The sequence below is a fragment of the Variovorax sp. GW823-FHT04F07 genome (genome assembly GCF_058795995.1).
Genome location: NZ_JBXAIG010000002.1, coordinates 169,635 through 192,919 on the forward strand (window position 1 = coordinate 169,635; position 23,285 = coordinate 192,919).

Below are 23,285 nucleotides of genomic sequence, written 5' to 3' on the forward strand. Positions count from 1 at the left end.
GCCGCTGCCGCCCTGTGGCGGCGCGCCAGGCACGCGAACGGTGCTCCCCGCACCGTTGCGGAACGCCGCCGACCGGCGCCCGCGTTGTCTTCCCACGTTGCCATGCGCCAGCCACTCGCCACAGGAGTGGCGCGGGGATTGCTTTAATGTTTTTTTGGATATGCAATAAACCAAACGACAGGTCGCGCGTTATTGCTGAAAGGCATCGGCTTTATTGAACCCGGGTTCAATTAGGAAAGGTGTTCGCCACAGAATTTCAATGAGGACGATAGCCATTCGGCATAGTCATTTCATCCGGGGACAATTACGCGAGCGCGAGCTTTTCAATTTAACAGAAACACGAATAGAAGTTCCTTGTTTTCCGAGGAACTTTACTCGGCAGAGGGGTTCAGAATAAATAAAACATTTGCCCGGTTCATTCTTTGCTTTATGCTGATTGAACCGATTGTGTAGATAGTGTGTAAGGGAGTTTTCCACGGCATACGGCCATGGGCGGGGCCCCTCTTCCAAGAGGAGCGACGCAGTCTCTGGCTGTAGGCATCGGGGTCAAAAGCCCCGCCGACCTGAAGGAGGCGCGACCATGGACGTGATCAGCAACTTTGCAGCCCGCTACGAACGCACCCGCGAGGAAGTTCTCTCGCTGCAGGAATATCTGGATATCTGCAAACGCGATCCGACGGCATATGCAACGGCCTCCGAACGAATGCTCCAGGCCATTGGCGAGCCGGAACTGGTAGATACCCGCAATGACCCCCGTCTTTCGCGGATCTTCGCGAACAAGGTCATCAAGATCTATCCGGCGTTCAAGGAGTTCTATGGCATGGAAGATGCCATCGAGCAGGTGGTGTCCTATTTCCGCCACGCCGCGCAGGGACTCGAAGAAAAGAAGCAAATCCTTTACCTGCTGGGGCCCGTCGGCGGCGGCAAGAGCTCGATCGCGGAGCGCCTGAAGCAGCTCATGGAGCACGTGCCCTTCTATGCGATCCACGGCTCCCCGGTGAACGAATCGCCCCTCGGGCTGTTCGACACCCTCGAAGACGGCGAGATCCTCGAAAAAGAGTACGGCATCCCCGTGCGCTACCTGAACCGCATCCTGTCGCCCTGGGCCGTCAAGCGCCTCGAGGAGTACGGCGGCGACATCCGCCAGTTCAAGGTGGTCAAGCGCTACCCCTCAGTGCTGCGCCAGATCGCGGTCGCCAAGACCGAACCCGGCGACGAGAACAACCAGGACATCTCTTCGCTGGTCGGCAAGGTCGACATCCGCAAGCTCGAGACCTACGCCCAGGACGACCCCGACGCGTACGCCTACTCCGGCGGCCTGTGCCTGGCGAACCAGGGCCTGCTCGAGTTCGTGGAAATGTTCAAGGCACCCATCAAGGTGCTGCACCCGCTGCTCACGGCCACGCAGGAAAGCAACTTCAAGGGCACCGAGGGCTTCGGCGCCATTCCCTTCGACGGCATCGTGCTGGCCCACAGCAACGAGAGCGAGTGGAAGGCGTTCCGCAACAACAAGAACAACGAGGCTTTCCTCGACCGGATCTACATCGTGAAGGTGCCGTACTGCCTGCGCGCCTCCGAAGAGATCAAGATCTACGAGAAGCTGGTGCGCAACTCCTCGCTGGCCAAGGCGCCGTGCGCGCCCGGCACCTTGCGCATGATGGCGCAGCTGTCGGTGCTCACGCGCCTGAAGGAGCCCGAGAACTCCAGCACCTTCAGCAAGATGCAGGTGTACGACGGCGAGAACCTCAAGGACACCGATCCCAAGGCCAAGTCGATCCAGGAGTACCGCGACTACGCGGGCGTCGACGAAGGCATGAGCGGCGTCTCCACGCGCTTCGCCTTCAAGATCATCTCCAAGGTCTTCAACTTCGACAGCACCGAGGTGGCCGCCAACCCGGTGCACCTGATGTATGTGCTCGAACAGCAGATCGAGCGCGAGCAGTTTCCGCCGGAAACCGAGCAGAAGTACATCAGCTACATCAAGGAGCTGCTGGCGCCGCGCTATGCCGAGTTCATCGGCAAGGAGATCCAGACTGCCTACCTGGAGAGCTACAGCGAGTACGGCCAGAACATCTTCGACCGCTACGTGACCTACGCCGACTACTGGATCCAGGACCAGGAGTTCCGCGACGTGGACACCGGCGAAGTGTTCGACCGGGCTTCGCTCAACGGCGAACTCGAGAAGATCGAGCGACCCGCCGGCATCGGCAACCCGAAGGACTTCCGCAACGAGATCGTCAACTTCGTGCTGCGCGCACGGGCCGGCAACGCGGGGCGCAACCCGGCGTGGACCAGCTACGAGAAGCTGCGCGCGGTGATCGAAAAGAAGATGTTCTCCAACACCGAAGAGCTGCTGCCGGTGATCAGTTTCAACACCAAGAGCAGCGCCGACGAGCAGAAGAAGCACGAAGACTTCGTGACCCGCATGGTCGAGAAGGGCTACACCGCCAAGCAGGTCCGGCTTCTGTGCGAGTGGTACCTGCGGGTGCGCAAGAGTTCATAGCGGACAGCGGGAACAACGGACGCGTGCGAAGGACCTAACCAGCGCACCGTCCACCGTTTTGCAAGGAGCTTTGAAAACATCGTGGCCATCCTGCAGCAGATCATCGATCGTCGGCTCTCGGGCAAGAACAAGTCCATCGGCAACCGCGAGCGCTTCCTTCGGCGCTACAAGGGCCAGATCCAGGAGGCGGTGCGGCGCGCGGTCAGCGGGCGCAACATCCGCGAGCTGGAGCAAGGCGAAGACGTGACCCTGCCGCGCCACGATGTCTCCGAGCCGGTGTTCGGCCATGCGCGCGGCGGCGACCGCGAGTACGTGCACCCCGGCAACCAGGAATACCTCAAGGGCGACCGCATCGCGCGCCCCGAGGGCCAGGGCGGCGGCGGCTCGGGCAGCGGCGAGGCCAGCGACAGCGGCGAAGGCGAGGACGACTTCGTCTTCCGCCTCACGCGCGAGGAGTTCATGCGCGTCTTCTTCGACGACCTTGCGCTGCCCCACCTCGTGCGCACCCAGATCGCCGAAGTGCCCGAGTGGAAGAGCCACCGCGCCGGCTTCACCAGCGACGGCTCGCCCAACAACCTGCACGTGGTGCGCTCCATGCGCGGCGCGCTGGCGCGGCGCATTGCATTGGGCGGCGAACCGCGCAAGGAGCTCAAGCGCCTGGAGGCGCACCTCCTGGTCCTGAAAGCGCATCCGCAGGCCGAGACCGCGCTGATCCAGAAGGAAATCCGCGAGACCGAGGATCTCATCGCCGAGCTGCGCCGCACCATGCGGCACGTGCCCTACATCGACCCGATCGACCTGCGCTACCGCAACCGCGTGAAGACGCCCGTGCCCAGCGCCAAGGCCGTGATGTTCTGCCTCATGGACGTGTCGGGCTCGATGGACGAGGCGCGCAAGGACATGGCCAAGCGCTTCTTCATGCTGCTGTACCTGTTTCTCACACGGCACTACGAGCGCATCGACCTCGTGTTCCTGCGCCACCACACGCAGGCGCAGGAAGTGACCGAAGAAGAGTTCTTCCACGCCACCGAGACCGGCGGCACCGTGGTGTCGAGCGCACTGGTGCTCATGGACGAGATCATCAAGGCCCGCTACGCCAGCGGCGAATGGAACGTGTACGGCGCCCAGGCCAGCGACGGCGACAACTGGCACCAGGACAGCGGCCGCTGCCGCGAACTGCTGGTCGACAACATCCTGCCCGTGGTGCGCTACTACGCCTACGTGCAGGTGGCCGAGACCGAGCAGAACCTGTGGCAGGAATACCAGCAGCTCGAAGGCGTGGCGCCCAACTTCGCCATGCGCAAGGTATCGGACGCGCAGGACATCTACCCGGTGTTCCGCGACCTGTTCAAGAAGGAAGGGGTGCCCACATGATCACCACCGAACGCCCTCCCGGGGCCCCCGTCCTGCCGCGCAGCACCGACCTGCCCACCTCCCGCCTCGAGCGCCTGCCCAGCCCGTCCGACTGGACCTTCGAACTCATCGAGATGTACCACACCGAGATCGCCAAGACGGCGAGGAGCTTCGGCCTGGACACCTACCCGAACCAGCTCGAGGTGATCACGGCCGAGCAGATGATGGACGCCTACGCCAGCGTGGGCATGCCCATGATCTACAGACACTGGTCGTACGGCAAGCAGTTCATCTCCACCGAGAAGAACTACAAGCGCGGCCACATGGGGCTGGCCTACGAGATCGTCATCAACTCCGATCCGTGCATTGCCTACCTCATGGAAGAAAACACCATGGCCATGCAGGCCCTGGTGATCGCGCACGCGGCCTACGGCCACAACAGCTTCTTCAAGGGCAACTACCTGTTCCGCATGTGGACCGACGCGTCGTCGATCATCGACTACCTCGTCTACGCGCGGCACTACATCGCCGAGTGCGAGGAACGCCACGGCCTCGACGCGGTGGAAGACCTGCTCGACTCCTGCCACGCGCTCATGAACTACGGCGTCGACCGCTACCGCCGTCCGCAGAAGCGTTCGCTGGCGCAAGAGAGCGCGCAGCGCACCGACCGCGAGCGCCACATGCAGCAGCAGGTGAACGACCTGTGGCGCACGCTGCCGCGCAAGAGCGAACAGGCGGCCGAGTCCGAAGCCGCGCGCCGCTTTCCGCCCGAGCCGCAGGAGAACCTGCTCTACTTCATCGAGAAGAACGCCGCCCTGCTCGAGCCGTGGCAGCGCGAGGTGGTGCGCATCGTGCGCAAGATCGCGCAGTACTTCTACCCACAGCGCCAGACCCAGGTCATGAACGAAGGCTGGGCCACCTTCTGGCACTACACGCTGCTCAACACCATGTACGACCGCGGCCAGCTGGACGACGGCTTCATGATGGAATGGCTCAGCTCGCACACCAGCGTGGTGTTCCAGCCGCCCGTGGGCCACCGCGCCTACAGCGGCATCAACCCCTATGCGCTGGGCTTCAAGATGTTCACCGACCTGCGCCGCGTCTGCGAAAAGCCGACCGACGAAGACCGCCGCTGGTTCCCCGACTTCGCGGGCACCGACTGGGTCAAGACGCTCGACTACGCGATGCGCAACTTCAAGGACGAGAGCTTTGTCGGCCAGTTCCTCAGCCCGAAGACGATGCGCGATTTCCGCCTGTTCTCGATCCGCGACTACCAGAGCGAATCGGAGCTCGAGGTGTCGGCCATCCATGACGACAGCGGCTACCAGGCGCTGCGCGAGTCGCTGTCACGCCAGTACGACATCGGCAACCGCGAGCCCGACATCCAGGTCTGGAGCGTGGCCACGCGCGGCGACCGCTCGCTCACGCTGCGCCATACGCAGCGCAACAACCTGCCGCTGAACGACAACGCCGAAGAAGTGCTGAAGCACGTCGCAAGGCTCTGGGGCTTCGACGTGCACCTGGAAAGCGTCGACAGCGCAGGCCGGGTCAGCCGCAGCTGGAAGGCCGCGGCGCCGAAGCAAACCTACTGAGAAACCTGCTGCTCAGAGCGGCTGTTGATCAGCCGTCCACCCGAAGCGTGCCCCCGTGCGCAGGGCACTGGGTGCTTCCCGCAGCGAAATCAAGGAGGAGCCGAAGGCGGGGGACATTCGCGGAGGGAAGTACCCGGTGCCTTGCGCACGCCCCCGAAAGGCAACCTCAGGGAACCAGCGCGGCGATGGCCAGCGTGTACCCCTTCACCCCCAGCCCCACGATGATCCCGCGCGCCGCAGGCGAGATGTACGAGTGGTGGCGAAACTCCTCGCGCGCATGCACGTTCGAGATGTGCAGCTCGATCAGCGGCACGCTCGCCCCCTTGATCGCGTCGTGCAGTGCAATGGATGTGTGGGTGTAGGCCCCCGGGTTCATCACCACGCCCAACATGTTCCCGGCGGCCACTTCGCGGCCCGCCTCCTGAACCCAGTCGATCAGCACGCCTTCGTGGTTCGACTGGCGGCACTCGATCTCCACACCGAGTTTCGCGCCCGTGTCCTTGCACAGGCGTTCGACGTCGGCGAGCGTGTCGCGGCCGTACTGTTCGGGCTCGCGCGTGCCGAGCAGGTTGAGGTTGGGGCCGTTGAGGACGAGGATTTTCTTCATGATGGATCGGTGAAGGAAGCAACCGGATACCGGCAGATGGCCAAGATTATGGTCGCGCCGCCGACCGCACCCGCCGTGCAGGTGACACCGCCGCGGTCGACCCCACGTAGTGGTTGTACGAGCCGATGTCCGCCACGCAGCGCGCCATCAGGTCGACGAACGCGCGCAACTTCTGCCCCATGTAGCGCTGCCGCTGGTAGGCGCAGTACAGCCGCCGCGCCTCCGGCGGCCACTGCGGCAGCACCGGCACCAGCACGCCCTGCGCCACCTCGGGGCCCGCGAAGAACACCGGCAGCGGCGCGATGCCCAGGCCGTCGATGCAGAAAGTCTTCATCACCCAGTGGTCGTTGGTCTCGAAGGCCGGCTCCGTGCGCACCACATGGCGCCCCGAGGCCTGCTGCGACACCAGCCGCAGCGGCGACGGCGGGCCCGACGGCTCGCGCATCGCGATCATCCGGTGCTGCGCCAGCGCCTCGGGCGTCAGCGGTGTGCCCTGCCGCGCCAGATACTGCGGGCTGGCGTACAGGCCGTAGGCCAGCCGGCCCAGCAGCTTGGCGACCAGGTCCGGCAGGTCGGGCGGCGCCGAGCCGACGTAGCAATCGACCTCGCCGATCTGCGGGGCCTGCGCGCCGTTCGCCACGTCGAGCTGGCAACGCACGTTCGGGTGCGATTCGAGAAAGATCCGCACCACATGGCAGACGAAGGAGGTGCTGAACTGCGTGTCCGACAGCAACGTGAGCCGGCCCGACACCCCGCCCGTGAGCTCCTGCACCTCGGTGCGCGCCGTTTCCAGCCGGCCGCTCACCTCGCCGAGCAGCCCCTCGCAGCGTGCGAAGAACGCACGCCCGGCCTCCGTGGGCGCGATGCGGCGCGAGCTGCGCAGCAGCAGCTGGGCGCCCAGCAGTTCCTCCAGCCGCGTGAGCTGCCGGCTCAGCGTGGCCTTCGACACGCCCGACAGGCTCTCGGCCTTGGTGAGGCTGCCGCTCTTCATCACGAGGACGAAGGCCTCGACCAGCGCGAGGTCGATGCGCCCTGCGCTCATGAAAGCCACCGCCGTGGGAGTCGTCGTTGCAGGAATGAAAAGGAGCGTCTTGGCATGGGGCTTTCATCGGTGCGACGGACACGCTACGGTAGGCGGCACCGCCGACAAGGGCATGGCCGATGCTATGCCGATTTGTGGCGCCCTTTCCCGCCGCCCCACGATCAAGACCCATGAACCCTTCCGCCACCTGGCACCCCGTCACGCCCTCCGCCGAGGTGCGCGCCGGCGCCAACATCGTCGCCGGCTTTGCGCAAGGCCAGGAGCTCGCGCTGTGGCGCGCGGCCGATGGCTCGCCGCAGGCCTGGGAGAACCGCTGCCCGCACCGCAGCGTGCGCTTCACGCTCGGCCAGGTGACCGGCGGCGACCGCCTGGCCTGCGCGTACCACGGCTGGCAGTACGAGGCCGGCAGCGGCGCCTGCGTGCGCATCCCGGCGCACCCGGCCATGCAAGCGCCGCGCAACGTCTGCGCCAAGACGTTCGCCACGGCGGATGCCGCGGGGATGCTGTGGGTGCGCCTCGCGGCCGACGGCGCAGATGCGCCGCCCGAACTGGCCGGCGCCGTGCCCGCCGGCTGGCACCTCGCCCGCACGCTGACGCTGCGCGTGGCCGCGTCCGAGGTGCGCGCTGCGCTGGCGTCGCATGGCTTCGCGTCGACAGGAACGCCCGATGCATGGCAAGGCACGCTGGGCGAATCGCCCGTCGCCGCGCTGCTGCTCGACGCCCAGCCGCAGCTGAGCTTCCTGCACCTGTGGACCGACGCAGCCCCCGGCTCCGACGCGATGGCCCGGGTGCACCGCGCGGCGCGACAGCTGCGCAGCGACATCGAAGCCGCCGCCTCGCACTGAACAAGAAGAAAGAAGCAACATGCCCTTCGTCACCGACGATCCCAACATGCTCGACGACTGGCTCGTCGTCGGCCCCGCCAGCGGCTTGCCGCGCACGGCGCGGCTGCTCGGCGAAACCCTGCAGCTGCACACCGACGCCGACGGCACGCCGCACGCCCGGCTCGGCACCGACGCGCTGACCGTGCAGTCGCGCTACGGCTTCCTCTGGGTCTGCCCCAGCGGCCGCCCCGCGCGCCCGCTGTTCGCCTTCCCCGAGCACGAAGAGCCTGGCCGCCGCATCGTCGATTGCGGCGGGCTCGGCGTGGCCGTGTCGGGCCTGCGCGTGATCGAGAACTTCCTGGACATGGCGCACTTCCCCTTCGTGCACCCCGACTACCTCGGCAAGGTGCCGCACACCGAAGTGGCCAAGTACAACGTCGAGGTCGACGCCGCCACCGACGAGATCTGGGCCACCGACTGCCGCTTCTGGCAGCCGCGCGCCTCGGCCGCCCACGACACGGGCAGCGAGGTGTTCTACAAGTACCGCGTGATGCAGCCCTTCTCGGCCATGCTCTACAAGTCGAGCCACCGGCCCGACAGGCTCGACGCCATCGGCCTCTTCTTGCAGCCGGTGGACGACGAGCACGTCATCGCCCACACGCTGCTGGCCTACTTCGACGACGTGTCGAGCGACGCCGAGCTCATCGCCTTCCAGCACACGATCTTCGGGCAGGACAAGCCAATTTTGGAGAACCACGCCTTCAAGCGCATGCCGCTCGAAGGCCGCGCCGAGACACCCACGCGCGGCGACACCACCTCCGTCACCTACCGCCGCTGGCTGCGCGAGCGCGGCATGCGCTTCGGCACCGCGAGGGCCGCCGCATGACCGTCCGGCTCTACGACTACCCGCTCTCGGGCAACTGCTTCAAGGTGCGGCAGATGCTGCTGTGGCTCGGTGTGGACCACGCGAGCGTGCCGGTCGATTTCCATCCGGGGCGCGAGCACAAGTCCGCCACGTTCCTTGCCACCATCAACCCGCTCGGCCAGCTCCCGGTGATCGACGACGAAGGCTTCGTGCTGCGCGACGCGCAGGCCATCCTGGTCTACCTCGCGAGCCGCTACGACGACGCACGGCGGCGCTGGTACCCCGCCGACCCGAAGCTGCGCGGCCAGGTCGCGATGTGGCTCGCCATGGCCGACGAGATCACGCGCACCGCCTCGGCCGCCCGGCTGCACGACGCGCTGGGCTACACGCACCTGGACATCGAGGCCTGCCGGCGCGGTGCGCGCGCGGCCTTCCGTGTGCTCGACGACCACCTGGCCGAGCAGCACGCCGCCACCGGCCTGCGCTGGCTCGTGGCCGCGCCCGAGCCGACCATTGCCGACCTCGCCTGCTTTCCGTACGTGGCGCTGGCGGGCGAAGGCGGCATCTCGCTCGACGAGTTTCCCGCGCTGCGCCGCTGGGTCTGGGACTTTCGTCACCTGCCGGGCTTTGTGGGCATGTCGGGTATCTTCCCGGCTGGCCCCGCCTGAAGGCTCGCCTGAGTATCCTTGTCCCCTTCCGCTCTCTGAAGAACCGAATCCCATGAAAACCAAAGCCGCCGTCGCCTGGCAAGCAGGCCAACCCCTGACCATCGAAACCGTGGACCTCCAAGGCCCGAAGTTCGGTGAAGTGCTGGTCGAGATCAAGGCCACCGGCATCTGCCACACCGACTACTACACGCTCTCGGGCGCCGACCCCGAAGGCATCTTCCCCGCCATCCTGGGCCACGAAGGCGCGGGCATCGTGGTCGACGTCGGCCCCGGCGTCACCACGCTGAAAAAGGGCGACCACGTCATTCCGCTGTACACACCCGAATGCCGCCAGTGCAAGTTCTGCCTGAGCCGCAAGACCAACCTGTGCCAGCTGATCCGCGGCACGCAGGGCAAGGGCCTCATGCCCGACGCCACCAGCCGCTTCAGCCTCGACGGCAAGCCCATCTTCCACTACATGGGCACGAGCACCTTCAGCAACTACACGGTCGCGCCCGAGATCTCGCTGGCCAAGATCCGCGAAGACGCGCCCTTCGACAAGGTCTGCTACATCGGCTGCGGCGTCACCACCGGCATCGGCGCGGTGATCTTCACGGCCAAGGTCGAAGCCGGCGCGAACGTCGTGGTGTTCGGCCTGGGCGGCATCGGCCTGAACGTGATCCAGGGCGCCAAGATGGTGGGCGCCGACAAGATCATCGGCGTCGACCTGAACCCCGAGCGCGAGGCCATGGCCCGCCAGTTCGGCATGACGCACTTCATCAACCCCAAGACCACCGAGAACGTGGTCGACGCCATCGTGCAGCTGACCGACGGCGGCGCCGACTACAGCTTCGAGTGCATCGGCAACACGCAGGTGATGCGCCAGGCGCTCGAGTGCACGCACAAGGGCTGGGGCCGCAGCATCATCATCGGCGTGGCCGAGGCCGGTGCCGAGATCAGCACGCGCCCGTTCCAGCTGGTCACCGGCCGCAAGTGGGAAGGCTCGGCCTTCGGCGGCGCACGCGGTCGCACCGACGTGCCGAAGATCGTCGACTGGTACATGGAAGGCAAGATCAACATCGACGACCTGATCACGCACACCATGCCGCTGGAAGACATCAACAAGGGCTTCGACCTGATGAAGCGCGGCGAGTCGATCCGCGGCGTGGTGCTTTACTAACCCCCAGTCTTCGCGCACTTCGTGTCGCTTCGCCAACCCCCTTGCAGGGGGCAACACCAGCGGCCCGGCAAAGCCGGTTCCGCGGTGTTCCTGGAAAAGACATCGGCTCCCCCTTTGGAGGTGATCTCGTGATGGAAAGAATGGAACCCCTGCGCAAGATAGAAGCGGGCGTCCTCGAAGTCGCCTATTACGAAGCCGGCCCCGCCGACGGCCCGCCCGTGCTGCTGATGCACGGCTTTCCGTACGACATTCACACTTACGCCGAGGTCGCGCCGATGCTGGCCGCCCAAGGCTGCCGCGTGATCGTGCCGTACATGCGCGGTTACGGCGCCACGCGCTTCCTGAGCGAGGCCACGCCGCGCTCAGGCGAACAGGCGGCCTTCGGCGTCGACCTGCTCGCGCTGCTCGACGCCTTGAAGATCGAGCGCGCCGTGCTCGCCGGCTACGACTGGGGCGGCCGCGCCGCCTGCGTGGTGGCGGCGCTGTGGCCTGAGCGCTGCGCGGGGCTGGTCTCGCTCAACAGCTACAACATCCAGAACATCGCCAAGGCGATGGAACCCGACACGCCCGCCAACGAGCACAGCCTCTGGTACCAGTACTACTTCCACAGCGAACGCGGGCGCGCCGGTCTCGCGAAGGACCGCAAGGCCCTCACCAGATTGCTGTGGCAGTTGTGGTCGCCGACATGGCAATTTGACGACGCCACCTTCGCGCGCAGTGCCGCCGCCTTCGAGCACCCCGACTTCGTGGACGTGGTGATCCATTCGTACCGCCACCGCTTCGGCCTCGTGCCCGGCGACCCGGCCTATGCCGACATCGAACGCCGCCTTGCCGCGCAGCCGACGATCACCGTGCCCGCCATCACCTTCGACGGCATCGACGACGGCGTGCGACCACCCGCCGATGCCTCGGCCCACGCGCACCGCTTCAGCGGGCCGCGTTCGCACCGCCTCGTGCCCGGCGCGGGCCACAACCTGCCGCAGGAAGCGCCGCGCACCTTTGCCGACGCCGCGCTCGAACTCGTGCCCGCGCTGCGCAGCCAGACGACCTCCTCTTCATGACCGACACCACCCCGACACTTCTTTCCGAACACCACGCCTTCGGCAGCGTGCAGCGCTTCGTCGAGCACCGCTCGCACGAAATCGGCCTGCCGATGCGCTTCTCGGTCTACCTGCCGCCGCAGGCCGCGCACACGCGCGTGCCCGCCCTGCTCTACCTTGCCGGCCTGACCTGCAACGAGGAGACCTTCGCGGTGAAGGCCGGCGCGCAGCGCATGGCCGCGAGCCTGGGCGTTGCGCTCATCGCACCCGACACCAGCCCGCGCGGCGCCGGGCCCGAAGGCCTGCCGGGCGCGAAAGACAGCTGGGACTTCGGCATCGGCGCCGGCTTCTACCTCGACGCCACCGCCGAGCCCTGGGCCACGCACTGGCGCATGGAAAGCTGGATCGTGCACGAGCTGCTGCCGCTGGTGGCCCGCCACTTTCCGGTCGACGGCGAGCGCATCGGCATCTTCGGCCACTCGATGGGCGGCCACGGCGCGCTCACGCTGGCGCTGCGGTACCCGGGGCGCTTCAAGTCGCTCTCCGCCTTCGCGCCGATCTGCGCGCCCACCCAGTGCCCGTGGGGCCAGAAGGCCTTCGCCGGCTACCTAGGCGAACCGGGCGACGACCGCGCGCAATGGCTCGCGCACGACGCCAGCGCGCTGATGCAATCGCAGACCGTGGCGCCCTATCCGCAGGGCATCCTCATCGACCAGGGCCTGGCCGACAAATTCCTCGCCGAGCAGCTGCACCCCGAAGCCTTCGAGGCCGCCTGCTTCGCCGCCGGCCAGCCGCTCACGCTGCGCCGCCACGCGGGCTACGACCACGGCTACTACTTCATCCAGAGCTTCATGGCGGACCACATCGCGCACCATGCGCAGACGCTGAACGGCTGAGCACAAAGGGGTGCGGTCCGCACCCGGCGTGGCTATCATGGTCCGCATGTCCGCCGCCCAGATTCCCGCCTTCCAGCTGCGCTCGCGCGATGGCGGCGCCGAAGAGAACATGGTGCTCGCGGGCATCTGGCGCCGCGCCTGGGTGTCGGCCAACCGCAGCGCCGTCCACGTCGAGCCCATCGGCCACTGGCTGCGGCGCGTGCAGACCGAATTCATCCCGCCCGCCGACGTGGTGCTGGCCGAGCGCGACGGCCAGGTGCTGGCCTTCATGGTGCTGCTCACGGCGCGCGAGTACGTGGCCCAGCTGTTCGTCGAGCCGCACCTGCGCAGCCAGGGCCTGGGCAAGGCGCTGCTCGACGAGGCCTGCGTGCGCATGCCGCACGGCTGGCGGCTGCACGTGGCCGTCACCAACACCGAGGCGCAGCGGTTCTACGAACGCTACGGCCTCGTGCGCGGCGTGGTCGACCGGCATCCTGGCAGCGGGCGCGAACGCATCGCCTACCATTGGTCGCCCACCCGCGCGCCCTGGCGCACGGGCTGACACCCTTCGCACTTCCTTCCTGCCCCATGCGCATCCGCATCGACCACATCGCCCTCTGGACCACCGACCTCGAACGCTGCAAGCGCTTCTACGTCGACTACTTCGGCGCCACCGCCGGCGCCGGCTACGTCAACCCGGCCAAGGGCTTCGCCTCGTGCTTCCTGAGCCTGGGCGACGGCGCGCGCATCGAGGCCATGACCACGAGCACCCTCTCGCCCGTGGTCGCCGAGGCCGGCGCGCAGCGCATGGGCTGGACGCACCTGGCGATCTCGGTCGGCTCCGACGCCGAGGTCGATGCGCTCACGCAGCGGCTGAAGGCCGACGGCTATCCGCTGCTCGACGGCCCGCGCCGCACCGGCGACAGCTACTACGAGAGCGTGGTGCTCGACCCGGACGGCAACCGCATCGAGATCACTGCATGAGCGCTTTCGTCCAGAGCCTGCACGAGACCTTCGAGCGCCTCGGCCGCATCGAGACCCGCCGCATGTTCGGCGGCCACGGCGTGTGGCACGAGGGCCGCATGATCGCGCTCATCGCCAAGGACACGCTGTACCTCAAGTCCGATGCCGGCAGCGCCGCGCACTTCGACGCACTCAACCTGCCGCCCTTCACCTACGTGCGCGAAGGCAAGGAGATGCCGATGTCGTACCGCCTGGCGCCGGCCGACCTGTTCGAAGACCGCGAGGAAGCCGCGCGCTGGGGCCGACTGGCCTACGAGGCCGCGCTGCGTTCGGGCCAGCCGCCGAAGCCGAAAAAACCCAAACCCAAGACAACCCCCAAGGCCGCGAAAGCGAAGACCCGGTGAACGCCCCCCACACCAACAGCCACCGGCTCCCGCCCCTTCCCGAACGTGAACAGATCGCGCTGCTCGATCCGTTCGACAGCCTCGACCTGAAAGACATCGTGGTCGTCAGCTCGCTGGCCGAGGCCGAGCGCGCCGCAGACGAATTGCTCGACGCCGGCGTGGCCGGCTTCGACACCGAGTCGCGCCCCACCTTCGCAAAGAACGAAGTGTCGACCGGCCCGCACGTGGTGCAGTTCGCCACGCGCGACACGGCCTGGCTGTTCCAGCTGCACCGCGACGAATGCAACCCCGTGGTCGCGGGCCTGCTCGCGTCCACCGAACTGCGCAAGGTCGGCTTCGGCCTCTCGAGCGACCTGTCGCTGATCCGCCTGCGGCTGGCGATTGCGCCGCAGGCCGTGTTCGACATCGACGACGAATTCCGCCGGCGCGGCTACCGCCGCTCGGTGGGCGTGAAGACGGCGGTGGCGCTGATGTTCAACCGCCGCTTCGCCAAGTCGCGCAAGGCGACCACCTCGAACTGGGCGCACAAGCAGCTCACCGAGTCGCAGATCCGCTACGCGGCCAACGACGCCTATGCGTCGCTGCGCGTGTTCGACGCGCTCTTTCCGAACGGCTGACTGAAGCCTTCCGTCAGTCGCGCCCCGCTTCGAGGATCGCCTGCGCCAGCCGCTGCGGGTTCGAGAAGAACATCTCGTGGCTGCCCGGGCACTCCACGAGCCGGAACAACCCCAGCCGCTCCGACAGCCGCGGATGCCACGGCAGGCTGTGCGGCAGCGCCGTGTCCTGCTGGCAGTTGACGTACGACTTGCCCAGCGCCAGCGCCGCCAGCGGCTGCTTCAGCTGGATCTTGTCGGTGAAGGTGCGGTACGGGTGCGGGTTGAGCTTGTCGTAGGCGGACTGCGCCAGCGGCAGGTCGGCGTCGTTGATGAAGGCCTCGCGCCAGATCTCGAAGGGCAACGTCACGGCGTTGTTGTTGGCGGCCGCCACCACGTCGAACATGGTCACGTAATGCGGCGGCACCATGTCGTTGAGCGCCTCGCCATCGAGCGGCACGAAGGCGTTGATGTAGACCAGCCGCTGCAGCCGCGCCGCGATGCGGTCGGCCACGCCCGAGATCACCATGCCGCCGTAGCTGTGGCCCACGAGCCGCACCTGCGTGAGGTCCTTGCCCTCGATGAAGCGGACCACCGAGGCGATGGCGTCGGCCAGGCCGGTGCTCGCGCGGTCGTCGCCGGGGTTGTTGCCTGCCACGGTGGGGCAATGCACGGTGTGGCCGGCCGCGCGCAGGCCGTCGGCCACGGCCTCCATTTCGGCGCCGGTGTGCCAGGCGCCGTGAACCAGAACATAGGTGTCGGACATGGGTGTCTCCTTCGTTGGATGCGTCATTGGGGAATGGACCGAGGGCGACTGTAGAAAAAGCGGTACGTCGCGGATGGCCGTTGCCTGCCAGGGCGATGGCCGATTCGCGCCACCGGTCTTTTTGTCTTTCGGGTTGCCTCTGTTCAATAATTCAAAGATACTTGAATAATGGAAGAAAACGATGTGGTCCGCGCCTTGGGCGCACTCGCGCAACCCGTGCGCCTTCGGGTGTTCCGTGCCTTGGTGGTGGCCGGGCCCGACGGGCTGACGCCGGGTGCGCTGACCGAAGCGCTGGCGGTGTCGGCGACGGGGCTGTCCTTTCACCTCAAGGAGCTGGTGAACGCGAGCCTCGTCTCGCAGGAGCGCCAGGGGCGCAACCTCATCTACCGCGCGTCGTTCGAGCGGATGAACGGCCTGCTCGGCTACCTCACCGAGAACTGCTGCCAGGGGGAAGCCTGCCTTCCCGCGACCACCTGCGACTGCTGACCATGAAAGCTTGTGCTGTTGCACGCAGCGTGCGTGCGCTCTGGCGTGCTCCCGCCGACGGGGCACCTTGCTCCGCGAATGTCCTCCGGGCTTCGCCCTCCCCCTTGATTTCGCTGCGCAAGGCACCCCATCGACGTGAGCGTTGTTCGCGGCGGTCGTTGATCGGCGAGCACCAGCAGCGCCTCCATGTGCGCAGGGCACTGGGTGCTTCCCGCAGCGAAATCAAGGAGGAGGCCGCAGGCCGGGGGACATTCGCGGAGGGAAGTACCCGGTGGCCTGCGCACACGCCCTGAACAGAAGAACATGACCACCGCCCTCCTCATCTTCGCCGGCACATTGCTGCTCGTCATCTGGCAACCACGCGACCTCGGCATCGGCTGGAGCGCCTCGCTGGGCGCCATCATCGCCCTGCTCTTCGGCGTGGTGCAGCTCACCGACATCCCCGTCGTCTGGGCCATCGTCTGGAACGCCACCGCGACCTTCATCGCGGTGATCCTCATCAGCCTGCTGCTCGACGAAGCCGGCTTCTTCGAGTGGGCCGCGCTGCACGTGGCCCGTTGGGGGCGCGGTAACGGCCGGCGGCTGTTCGCCTTCATCGTGCTGCTGGGCGCCGCGGTCTCGGCCCTCTTTGCCAACGACGGCGCGGCGCTGATCCTCACGCCCATCGTGATGGCCATGCTCGTGGCGCTCGGCTTCACGCCGGCGACCACCCTGGCCTTCGTCATGGCGGCGGGCTTCATCGCCGACACGGCCAGCCTGCCGCTGATCGTGTCGAACCTCGTGAACATCGTGTCGGCCGACTTCTTCGGCATCGGCTTCAACGCGTACGCCTCGGTGATGGTGCCGGTCAACGTCGCGGCCGTGCTCGCGAGCCTGGGCGTGCTGCTGTGGTGCTTCCGGCGCGACATTCCCGCCCACTACGACATGGCTCGCCTCAAGCAACCCGCCGATGCGATTCGCGACCGCGACACCTTCCGCGCCGGCTGGGTCGTGCTCGCGCTGCTGCTCGTAGGCTTCTTCGGCCTGGAGCCGCTGGGCGTGCCGGTGAGCGCCGTGGCCGCCTTCGGCGCGGTGATCCTGCTCGCGGTGGCGGCACGCGGCCCGGTGATCGGCACGCGCCAGGTGCTGCGCGGCGCGCCCTGGCAGATCGTCGTCTTCTCGCTGGGCATGTACCTCGTGGTCTACGGGCTGCGCAACGCCGGACTCACCGGCCAGATTGCCACGCTGCTGAACCTGTTCGCGCAAGGCGGCGTCTGGGGCGCGGCCATGGGCACCGGCTTTCTCGCGGCGGTGCTCTCCTCGGTCATGAACAACATGCCGACCGTGCTGGTCGGCGCGCTGTCGATCGAGGCCTCGGGCGCCGTGGGCCTCGTGAAGGAGGCCATGGTCTATGCCAACGTGATCGGCTGCGACCTCGGCCCGAAGATCACGCCCATCGGCAGCCTCGCCACGCTGCTGTGGCTGCACGTGCTCGCGAAGAAGGGCATGACCATCACCTGGGGCCACTACTTCCGCATCGGCATCGTGCTGACCCTGCCCGTGCTGGCCGCGACGCTCGCCGCGCTGGCGCTGCGCCTCAGCCTGGGCTGATCCATTTTTTCTTCTCTCAACGAGCCTGCCATGAGCGACATCACCATCTATCACAACCCCGCCTGCGGCACCTCGCGCAACGTGCTCGCGCTGATCCGCAACACGGGCGACGAACCCACCGTCATCGAGTACCTGAAGACCCCACCCGACCGCGCCACGCTCACGCAGCTGATCGCGGCGATGGGCGTGCCCGTGCGCGAGGTGCTGCGCCAGAAGGGCACGCCGTACGACGAGCTGGGCCTGGGCGATCCGAAGTGGAGCGACGAACAGCTCATCGACTTCATGCTGCAGCACCCGATCCTCATCAATCGCCCCATCGTCGTCACGCCGCTGGGCACGCGCCTGTGCCGGCCTTCCGAGGCCGTGCTCGACATCCTGCCGAAGCCGCAGCAAGGCGCGTTCGCCAAGGAAGACGGCGAAGCCGTGATCGACGCGAAAGGCCAGCGTGTCGCCAAGCCCTGATCTCCCGCAGCTCGACGCCGACGCGTTCCGTGTTCCCCGCCTGCAGGAGCTGCTTCCCACCGCACGCGCCACGCACGCACCGCGCATCCTGCTGCTGTACGGATCGCTGCGCGAGCGCTCCTACAGCCGCCTGCTGACCGAAGAGGCCGCGCGCCTGCTGCGCGCGATGGGCGCCGAGCCCCGCATCTACGACCCGCGCGGCCTGCCGCTGCCCGACGGCGAACCCGAAGACCACCCGAAGGTGCAGGAGCTGCGCGATCTTGCGCAGTGGGCCGAGGGCATGGTGTGGACCTCGCCCGAACGCCACGGCGCGATGACCGGGATCATGAAGGCGCAGATCGACTGGATTCCGCTGGCCGTCGGCTCGGTGCGGCCCACGCAGGGCAAGACGCTCGCGGTGATGGAAGTGTCGGGCGGCTCGCAGTCCTTCAACGCCGTGAACCAGCTGCGCGTGCTGGGCCGTTGGATGCGCATGATCACCATCCCCAACCAGTCGTCGGTGGCCAAGGCCTTCCTCGAGTTCGACGACGCGGGCCGCATGAAGCCCTCGCCCTACTACGAGCGCGTGGTCGACGTGATGGAAGAGCTGGTGAAGTTCACGCTGCTCACGCGCGACTGCGCGGACCACCTGGTCGATCGCTACAGCGAGCGGCGCGAGAGTGCCGAAGCGCTGTCGAAGCGAGTGAATCTCCGCAGCATCTAGACACAAGCCAGGCAGGCTTCTTGCAACGGGGACGCCCGTTGCCCGGGCAACTCCCATGGCGGCGCGCGGCGCACCCACGTAGATTCCAGCGTAGAAAAAAGCGTCCGTTTCCGTCGCTTTCCCCACTTTGGCCCCGCAGGAGTGTCCATGGACGCATGGTCGAGTCAGCAACTGTCCCCGCTGTACAGGCGCGAGGTCTTCCGCTCGCGCGAGGCCGAAGAGACGCACGCGCGCGTGGCCCATGAGCTGAAGCCGCACCGCAGCGTGTGGCGCTCGGGCGATGTCGATGCGATCTTCTGCCGCGCCGAGATGAGCGCACTGTCGCTGTGCATCCTGCGCTACGGCTGCGACGTCGACATCGAGCCCGACGCGCTCGGCAACTTCGTGCTGGTGCAGATGCCGCTGCGCGGCCGCGCCGACATCCACACCGGCGGACAGACGCTGCAGATCCACCCCGGCCAGGGCGCCATCATTTCGGCCCACAAGCCGGTGCGCCTGCGCTGGCATGCCGACTGCGAACAGCTGATGCTGAAGATCGAGCTCAGCCGCCTGCAGGAGGTCGCGCGCCATGCCTTCGCGCTGCGCGGCAGTGACACCGTGGGCGAGATCGATTTCGACATGCCCCTGCGCCTGGACGACGCGGCGGGCACGCAGTGGTGCCGCATGGTGGCAAGCCTGGCTTCGCTGCTGCCGCCCACGGAGTTCGAGCGTCACGACCCGCGCTGGCTCGCGCACTGCGAAGACAACCTCATGCTCTACCTGCTGTGCCACCGGCCGAACTCGGTGCTGCAGCGGCATGCCGACGCGCAGCGCGGCACCGAGGAAACCAGCCTGCGGCAACTGCGCCGGGCCGAAGAATTCATGCGCGAGCGGCTCGACTCGCTGCTCTCGCTCGAAGACGTGGCACAGGCCGCGGGCGTCACGCGCCGCGGGCTCGCCCTGCTCTTCAAGCGCCACCGCGACCTGTCGCCCGGCGAGGTGCTGCGCAACATGCGGCTCGATGCCGCGCACGCACTGCTGACACGGCACGACGGCGCCAGCGTCACCGAGGTGGCGCTGAACTGCGGCTTCTCGCACCTGAGCCGCTTTGCCGCCTGCTACCGCGAGCGCTTCGGTCAGCTGCCGCGCGACACCTCGCGCGACCCCGCGCGGCTCCCGGCCGCGCGGCACTGAAGCCCAATCAGGACTTCATCGCGCACTGCACAGCGGTGCGATCCTGGTAGCGCTCCAGCACGGTGCCGATCACCTTGTTGGCGATGCGCCCGCTGCCGTCCTTGGCGACCACGCGCAGGTAGTAGTTCTGGATCGGGAAGTTGTTGGGGCCGTAGCGGAAATCGCCGCGCACCGACTTGTAATTGGCGGCCTTGATCGCCTTGAGCAGCGCAGGCTTGTCGGCCACCTTGCCGCCGACGTCGCGCACCGCCGCATCCATCGCCATGAGCACGTCGTAGGCCTGGCCGGCATAGAACGACGGGTTGCGCCCGTTGTTCTGCTGGCGGAACGCGGCCACGAAGCGCTGGTTGGCCGGGTTGTCGAGGTCGAACGACCAGTGCGCGGTGTTGAAGAGGCCCAGCATCGGCTCGCCGACGGCGGGGATCATGTCCTCGTCGGCCGAGAAGGCGGTGGAGATCAGCGCCACGTCTTTCGACAGCCCCGCGCCGACGAACTGCTTGATGAAGCTCACGCCCATCGCGCCGGGCAAGAAGAAGTACAGCGCATCGGGCTTCGAGGCGCGGATCTGCGCCAGCTCGGCCGAGTAGTCCAGCTGCCCGAGCTTGGTGTACAGCTCGTCGCCCACGGCGCCCTTGAAGGTGTGCTTGAAGCCGTTGATGGCGTCCTTGCCGCCCGGGTAGCTGGGCGCGATCATCGCGACCTTCTTGAAACCCTTGTCGCTCGCGAACTTGCCGGCCGACTCGTAGTACGCGTCGTTCGGGTACGAGGCGCCGAAGAAGTACGGGTTGCAGCGCGCGCCCGAATAGTCGCTCGGGCCGGTGTTGCTCGACAGGTAGGGCACCTTGGCGGCGAAGAGCGGCGGGCCGACGGCCAGCGCGACCGACGAGCCGACGGGCCCGGTGAACAGGTCGATCTTGTCGCGCAGCAGCATGCGCTCGACCACCTGGCGCGCCATCTCGGGGTTGCCGGCCGTGTCGGCCTCGACGAACTCCACCGGCACCCCGCCGAGCTTGCCACCCAGCTGCTTCATGGCCACGGCGAAGCCGGCCTTGGCTTCGGCGCCGCCGACGGCAAACGGGCCGGACAGGTCCATCGCCAGGCCGACTTTCACGGTCTGCGCCTGCGCGGGTAAAGCCAGCGCGCCCACCAGGACGGTGAGCGCGCACAAGACGGATCGGGGCGTGGCCTGCGACATGAAAGGTCTCCTCGGGGTGAGTTCGTTGAACGTGGGGGGCAGCAAATGCAGGGCGCAGTCTCTGTGCGGCGGCGGCGCCCCGCTATCCGTTTCGTGCGGCGCAAACCGCTGCACGAAATGGACAGACAACGCCCCGGCGCGCTCCCCAGAATCGCCGCCGACCCCACCACTTCAAGAGACGAACCGATGAGCGACACCATCGACATCCCGGCCGGCGACGGCACCCAGACCTTTCGCGGCTACCTGGCCCTGCCGGCCTCGGGGCGCGGCCCCGGCATCGTGCTGTGCCAGGAGATCTTCGGCGTCAACGCCTACGTGCGCGAGGTGGCCGACCTCTATGCGCAGGAAGGCTACGTGGTGCTCGCGCCCGACCTGTTCTGGCGCATGGAGCCCGGCGTCGATCTGGGCTACTCGCCCGAAGACTGGCAGCGCGCCTTCGGCTTCTTCCAGAAGTTCGACATCGAAGCCGGCGTGGCCGACGTCACGGCGAGCGTGAAGGCGCTGCGCGCGCACCCGGCCTGCACCGGCAAGGTCGGCGCGCTGGGCTTCTGCCTCGGCGGCAAGCTGGCCTATCTGGCCGCCGCGCATTCGGGCGTGGACGCGGCCGTGGGCTACTACGGCGTGGGCATCGAAGGTGCGCTCGACCTCGTGCCGCAAATCAAATGCCCGATCGCCCTGCACTTCGCCGAGCTCGACCAGTTCTGCCCACCCGAGGCCCGCGCCCAAGTGCTCGAAGCCTTTGCCGGCAAGCCCGATGCGCAGATGTACGTGTACCCCGGCGTCGACCATGCGTTTGCACGCACCGGCGGTGACCATTTCGACAAGCCCTCCACGCTCATGGCGCACCAGCGTTCGATGGCGCTGTTCAAGGACGCGATCGGCCCGGTGTACGACCTCTCGGCGCTGTGGGACAAGCACTGCGAGTACGAGTTCGCCACGCGCGACGTGGTCGCCACCATGGCCACGATGGTGAGCGAGCCCTACGTGAACCACATCCCGACCATGACCGGCGGCGTGGGCGCCAAGGAGCTGTCGCGCTTCTACAAGCACCACTTCATTCCGAGCACGCCGCCCGACACGCGGCTCACGCCCATCTCGCGCACCGTGGGCGCCACGCAGATCGTGGACGAGATGCTGTTCAGCTTCACCCACACGGTCGAGATCGACTGGCTGCTGCCGGGCATCGCACCCACCGGGAAGCCGGTGGAGATTCCGCTCGTGGCCATCGTGAAGTTCCGCGGCGACAAGCTCTACCACGAGCACATCTACTGGGACCAGGCCAGCGTGCTGGTGCAGATCGGCCTGCTCGATCCGAAGGGCCTGCCCGTGGCCGGCGCCGAGACCGGGCGCAAGCTGGTCGACGAGACGCAGCCGTCGAACACGCTGATGCCGCGCTGGGAAAAATCGACCGACCTCACCATCGCCGACCCGGCGCTGCCCTTGGGATGAACGGCGCTTCCGACATGCTGGCGCTGGTCGTGGACTCGGTCACGCCGCTCACGCCGGCCATCAAGGCCTTCGTGCTGCGCTCGGCGAATGGCGAGCCGCTGCCGCCGTTCGCACCCGGCGCGCACCTGGGCGTGCAGGTGGTGCAGGCCAACGGCCACCCGGGTCAGCGCGCCTACTCGCTCGCCAAGCCGCACGACGGCTCGGACCGCTGCGAGATCGCGGTGCTGTGCGAGCCCCAGGGCGCGGGCGGCTCGGCCTGGATGCACGCGCTGCAACCCGGCACCGCGCTGGCCGCGCACGCGCCGCGCAACGACTTCGCCTTGCACGCGGGCATCGCGCCGCCGCTGCTCATCGCGGGCGGCATCGGCATCACGCCGCTGCTGTGCATGGCGCGCTCGCTCGCGGCTGAAGCCCGCCCCTTCGACTTCGTCTATGCCACGCGCAGCGAGGACGCCACGGCCTACCTGCACGAGGTGCGCGCGCTCGGTGGCACGGTGGTGCACGACGGCGGCGACCCCGCACGCGGCCTCGACCTGCGCGCGCTGCTGGCCGCGCCCGTGCCCGGTCGCCACCTGCATGTGTGCGGCCCGCGCGGCATGGTGCAGGCCGTGATCGACACCGCCCGCGCGCTCGGCTGGCCCGACGACCACGTGCACTTCGAACTCTTCGCCGGCGCCATCGAGCAGGCAGGCGACGCGCCCTTCGAGGTGCGCACGCTGCGCTCGGGCAAGACGCTGACCGTGGCGCCCGACCAGAGCCTGCTCGACGTGCTCATCGCCGCCGGCCTGGACCCGCTGTACGACTGCCGCCAGGGCGACTGCGGCGTGTGCGTGGTGGACGTGGTCGAGGGCGTGCCCGACCACCGCGACCACAACCTCAGTCCGCGCGAGAAGGCGGACGGCAAGACCTTGTGCACCTGCGTGTCGCGCGCCAAGACGCCGCACCTGGTGCTCGACATCTGATGACGTTTCAG

24 protein-coding genes are annotated in these 23,285 nt (G+C 67.5%); 20 read left to right on the top strand and 4 right to left on the bottom strand.

What is annotated here, in order from left to right:
* The first annotated feature begins 580 nt into the window (after positions 1-580).
* From AC1RAA_RS09840 to AC1RAA_RS09850, 3 genes are all read left to right on the top strand, one after another.
* Positions 581-2,503, top strand: coding sequence for a PrkA family serine protein kinase (locus AC1RAA_RS09840; protein WP_062470701.1), 1,923 nt, complete (start codon positions 581-583; stop codon positions 2,501-2,503).
* An 81-nt stretch (positions 2,504-2,584) separates the two neighbouring features.
* Complete coding sequence (locus AC1RAA_RS09845) at positions 2,585-3,877, top strand: YeaH/YhbH family protein (RefSeq protein ID WP_062470703.1); 1,293 nt, start codon at positions 2,585-2,587, stop codon at positions 3,875-3,877.
* A complete protein-coding gene (locus tag AC1RAA_RS09850) occupies positions 3,874-5,448 on the top strand; it encodes a SpoVR family protein (protein WP_492729779.1) in 1,575 nt (524 codons plus the stop codon). The genes AC1RAA_RS09845 and AC1RAA_RS09850 overlap by 4 nt, the downstream gene beginning before the upstream one ends.
* A gap of 166 nt (positions 5,449-5,614) precedes the next feature.
* On the opposite strand, the gene aroQ is transcribed toward AC1RAA_RS09850, so the two are convergent.
* Together aroQ and AC1RAA_RS09860 are read right to left on the bottom strand one after the other, a co-directional pair.
* Positions 5,615-6,055 (bottom strand): type II 3-dehydroquinate dehydratase, encoded by a 441-nt coding sequence (gene aroQ, locus AC1RAA_RS09855; RefSeq protein WP_099796126.1) that lies wholly within the window; start codon positions 6,053-6,055, stop codon positions 5,615-5,617.
* A gap of 46 nt (positions 6,056-6,101) precedes the next feature.
* Positions 6,102-7,097 (bottom strand): LysR family transcriptional regulator, encoded by a 996-nt coding sequence (locus AC1RAA_RS09860; RefSeq protein ID WP_492729777.1) that lies wholly within the window; start codon positions 7,095-7,097, stop codon positions 6,102-6,104.
* A gap of 170 nt (positions 7,098-7,267) precedes the next feature.
* Here AC1RAA_RS09860 and AC1RAA_RS09865 point away from each other — a divergent pair, with 170 nt between their 5' ends.
* The 10 genes from AC1RAA_RS09865 (at position 7,268) to AC1RAA_RS09910 (ending at position 14,512) form a co-directional block, all read left to right on the top strand.
* A complete protein-coding gene (locus tag AC1RAA_RS09865; RefSeq protein ID WP_447742866.1) occupies positions 7,268-7,942 on the top strand; it encodes a Rieske 2Fe-2S domain-containing protein in 675 nt (224 codons plus the stop codon).
* A 19-nt stretch (positions 7,943-7,961) separates the two neighbouring features.
* On the top strand, positions 7,962-8,807 hold the full coding sequence (locus AC1RAA_RS09870) for an aromatic ring-hydroxylating dioxygenase subunit alpha (RefSeq protein WP_492729775.1): 846 nt from the start codon (positions 7,962-7,964) through the stop codon (positions 8,805-8,807).
* Entirely contained in the window at positions 8,804-9,454 is a 651-nt protein-coding gene (locus tag AC1RAA_RS09875; protein ID WP_492729773.1) for a glutathione S-transferase family protein, read from the top strand. Before AC1RAA_RS09870 ends, AC1RAA_RS09875 begins: the two co-directional genes overlap by 4 nt.
* Before the next feature lie 52 nt (positions 9,455-9,506).
* Positions 9,507-10,613: an S-(hydroxymethyl)glutathione dehydrogenase/class III alcohol dehydrogenase gene (locus AC1RAA_RS09880; protein WP_070059685.1), complete on the top strand. Its 1,107-nt coding sequence runs from the start codon at positions 9,507-9,509 to the stop codon at positions 10,611-10,613.
* Between the two features lie 131 nt (positions 10,614-10,744).
* The gene (locus tag AC1RAA_RS09885; RefSeq protein WP_492729771.1) at positions 10,745-11,674 is read left to right on the top strand and encodes an alpha/beta fold hydrolase; all 930 of its coding nucleotides are present in this window, start codon (positions 10,745-10,747) and stop codon (positions 11,672-11,674) included.
* Positions 11,671-12,549: an S-formylglutathione hydrolase gene (gene fghA / locus AC1RAA_RS09890; RefSeq protein WP_492729769.1), complete on the top strand. Its 879-nt coding sequence runs from the start codon at positions 11,671-11,673 to the stop codon at positions 12,547-12,549. Before AC1RAA_RS09885 ends, fghA begins: the two co-directional genes overlap by 4 nt.
* A gap of 46 nt (positions 12,550-12,595) precedes the next feature.
* Entirely contained in the window at positions 12,596-13,090 is a 495-nt protein-coding gene (locus AC1RAA_RS09895; protein WP_223301265.1) for a GNAT family N-acetyltransferase, read from the top strand.
* Between the two features lie 26 nt (positions 13,091-13,116).
* Positions 13,117-13,512 carry a VOC family protein gene (locus tag AC1RAA_RS09900; protein ID WP_492729767.1) on the top strand — a complete coding sequence of 132 codons (396 nt, stop codon included), beginning with the start codon at positions 13,117-13,119 and terminating at the stop codon, positions 13,510-13,512.
* A complete protein-coding gene (locus AC1RAA_RS09905; protein ID WP_492729765.1) occupies positions 13,509-13,895 on the top strand; it encodes a TfoX/Sxy family protein in 387 nt (128 codons plus the stop codon). Before AC1RAA_RS09900 ends, AC1RAA_RS09905 begins: the two co-directional genes overlap by 4 nt.
* Positions 13,892-14,512, top strand: coding sequence for a 3'-5' exonuclease (locus tag AC1RAA_RS09910; RefSeq protein WP_492729763.1), 621 nt, complete (start codon positions 13,892-13,894; stop codon positions 14,510-14,512). The genes AC1RAA_RS09905 and AC1RAA_RS09910 overlap by 4 nt, the downstream gene beginning before the upstream one ends.
* Before the next feature lie 13 nt (positions 14,513-14,525).
* Here AC1RAA_RS09910 and AC1RAA_RS09915 read toward each other — a convergent pair whose 3' ends face one another.
* Complete coding sequence (locus AC1RAA_RS09915; RefSeq protein ID WP_492729761.1) at positions 14,526-15,254, bottom strand: alpha/beta fold hydrolase; 729 nt, start codon at positions 15,252-15,254, stop codon at positions 14,526-14,528.
* 168 nt (positions 15,255-15,422) lie between these two features.
* Here AC1RAA_RS09915 and AC1RAA_RS09920 point away from each other — a divergent pair, with 168 nt between their 5' ends.
* The 5 genes from AC1RAA_RS09920 to AC1RAA_RS09940 all read left to right on the top strand — a co-directional run bounded on the left by AC1RAA_RS09920 (position 15,423) and on the right by AC1RAA_RS09940 (position 19,668).
* Complete coding sequence (locus tag AC1RAA_RS09920) at positions 15,423-15,740, top strand: ArsR/SmtB family transcription factor (protein ID WP_070059692.1); 318 nt, start codon at positions 15,423-15,425, stop codon at positions 15,738-15,740.
* A gap of 303 nt (positions 15,741-16,043) precedes the next feature.
* Entirely contained in the window at positions 16,044-17,330 is a 1,287-nt protein-coding gene (locus AC1RAA_RS09925) for an arsenic transporter (RefSeq protein WP_492729759.1), read from the top strand.
* 30 nt (positions 17,331-17,360) lie between these two features.
* Complete coding sequence (gene arsC / locus AC1RAA_RS09930) at positions 17,361-17,792, top strand: arsenate reductase (glutaredoxin) (protein WP_492729757.1); 432 nt, start codon at positions 17,361-17,363, stop codon at positions 17,790-17,792.
* Entirely contained in the window at positions 17,776-18,495 is a 720-nt protein-coding gene (gene arsH / locus AC1RAA_RS09935; RefSeq protein WP_095744561.1) for an arsenical resistance protein ArsH, read from the top strand. The genes arsC and arsH overlap by 17 nt, the downstream gene beginning before the upstream one ends.
* Before the next feature lie 147 nt (positions 18,496-18,642).
* Positions 18,643-19,668 (top strand): AraC family transcriptional regulator, encoded by a 1,026-nt coding sequence (locus AC1RAA_RS09940; RefSeq protein WP_492729755.1) that lies wholly within the window; start codon positions 18,643-18,645, stop codon positions 19,666-19,668.
* A 7-nt stretch (positions 19,669-19,675) separates the two neighbouring features.
* On the opposite strand, the gene AC1RAA_RS09945 is transcribed toward AC1RAA_RS09940, so the two are convergent.
* Positions 19,676-20,863, bottom strand: coding sequence for an ABC transporter substrate-binding protein (locus tag AC1RAA_RS09945; protein ID WP_487849304.1), 1,188 nt, complete (start codon positions 20,861-20,863; stop codon positions 19,676-19,678).
* A 186-nt stretch (positions 20,864-21,049) separates the two neighbouring features.
* Between AC1RAA_RS09945 and AC1RAA_RS09950 the strand changes: the two genes are divergently transcribed.
* Together AC1RAA_RS09950 and AC1RAA_RS09955 are read left to right on the top strand one after the other, a co-directional pair.
* Positions 21,050-22,312: a dienelactone hydrolase family protein gene (locus AC1RAA_RS09950; protein ID WP_492729753.1), complete on the top strand. Its 1,263-nt coding sequence runs from the start codon at positions 21,050-21,052 to the stop codon at positions 22,310-22,312.
* Positions 22,309-23,274, top strand: coding sequence for a PDR/VanB family oxidoreductase (locus AC1RAA_RS09955; RefSeq protein WP_492729751.1), 966 nt, complete (start codon positions 22,309-22,311; stop codon positions 23,272-23,274). The genes AC1RAA_RS09950 and AC1RAA_RS09955 overlap by 4 nt, the downstream gene beginning before the upstream one ends.
* Positions 23,275-23,285: the final 11 nt, after the last annotated feature.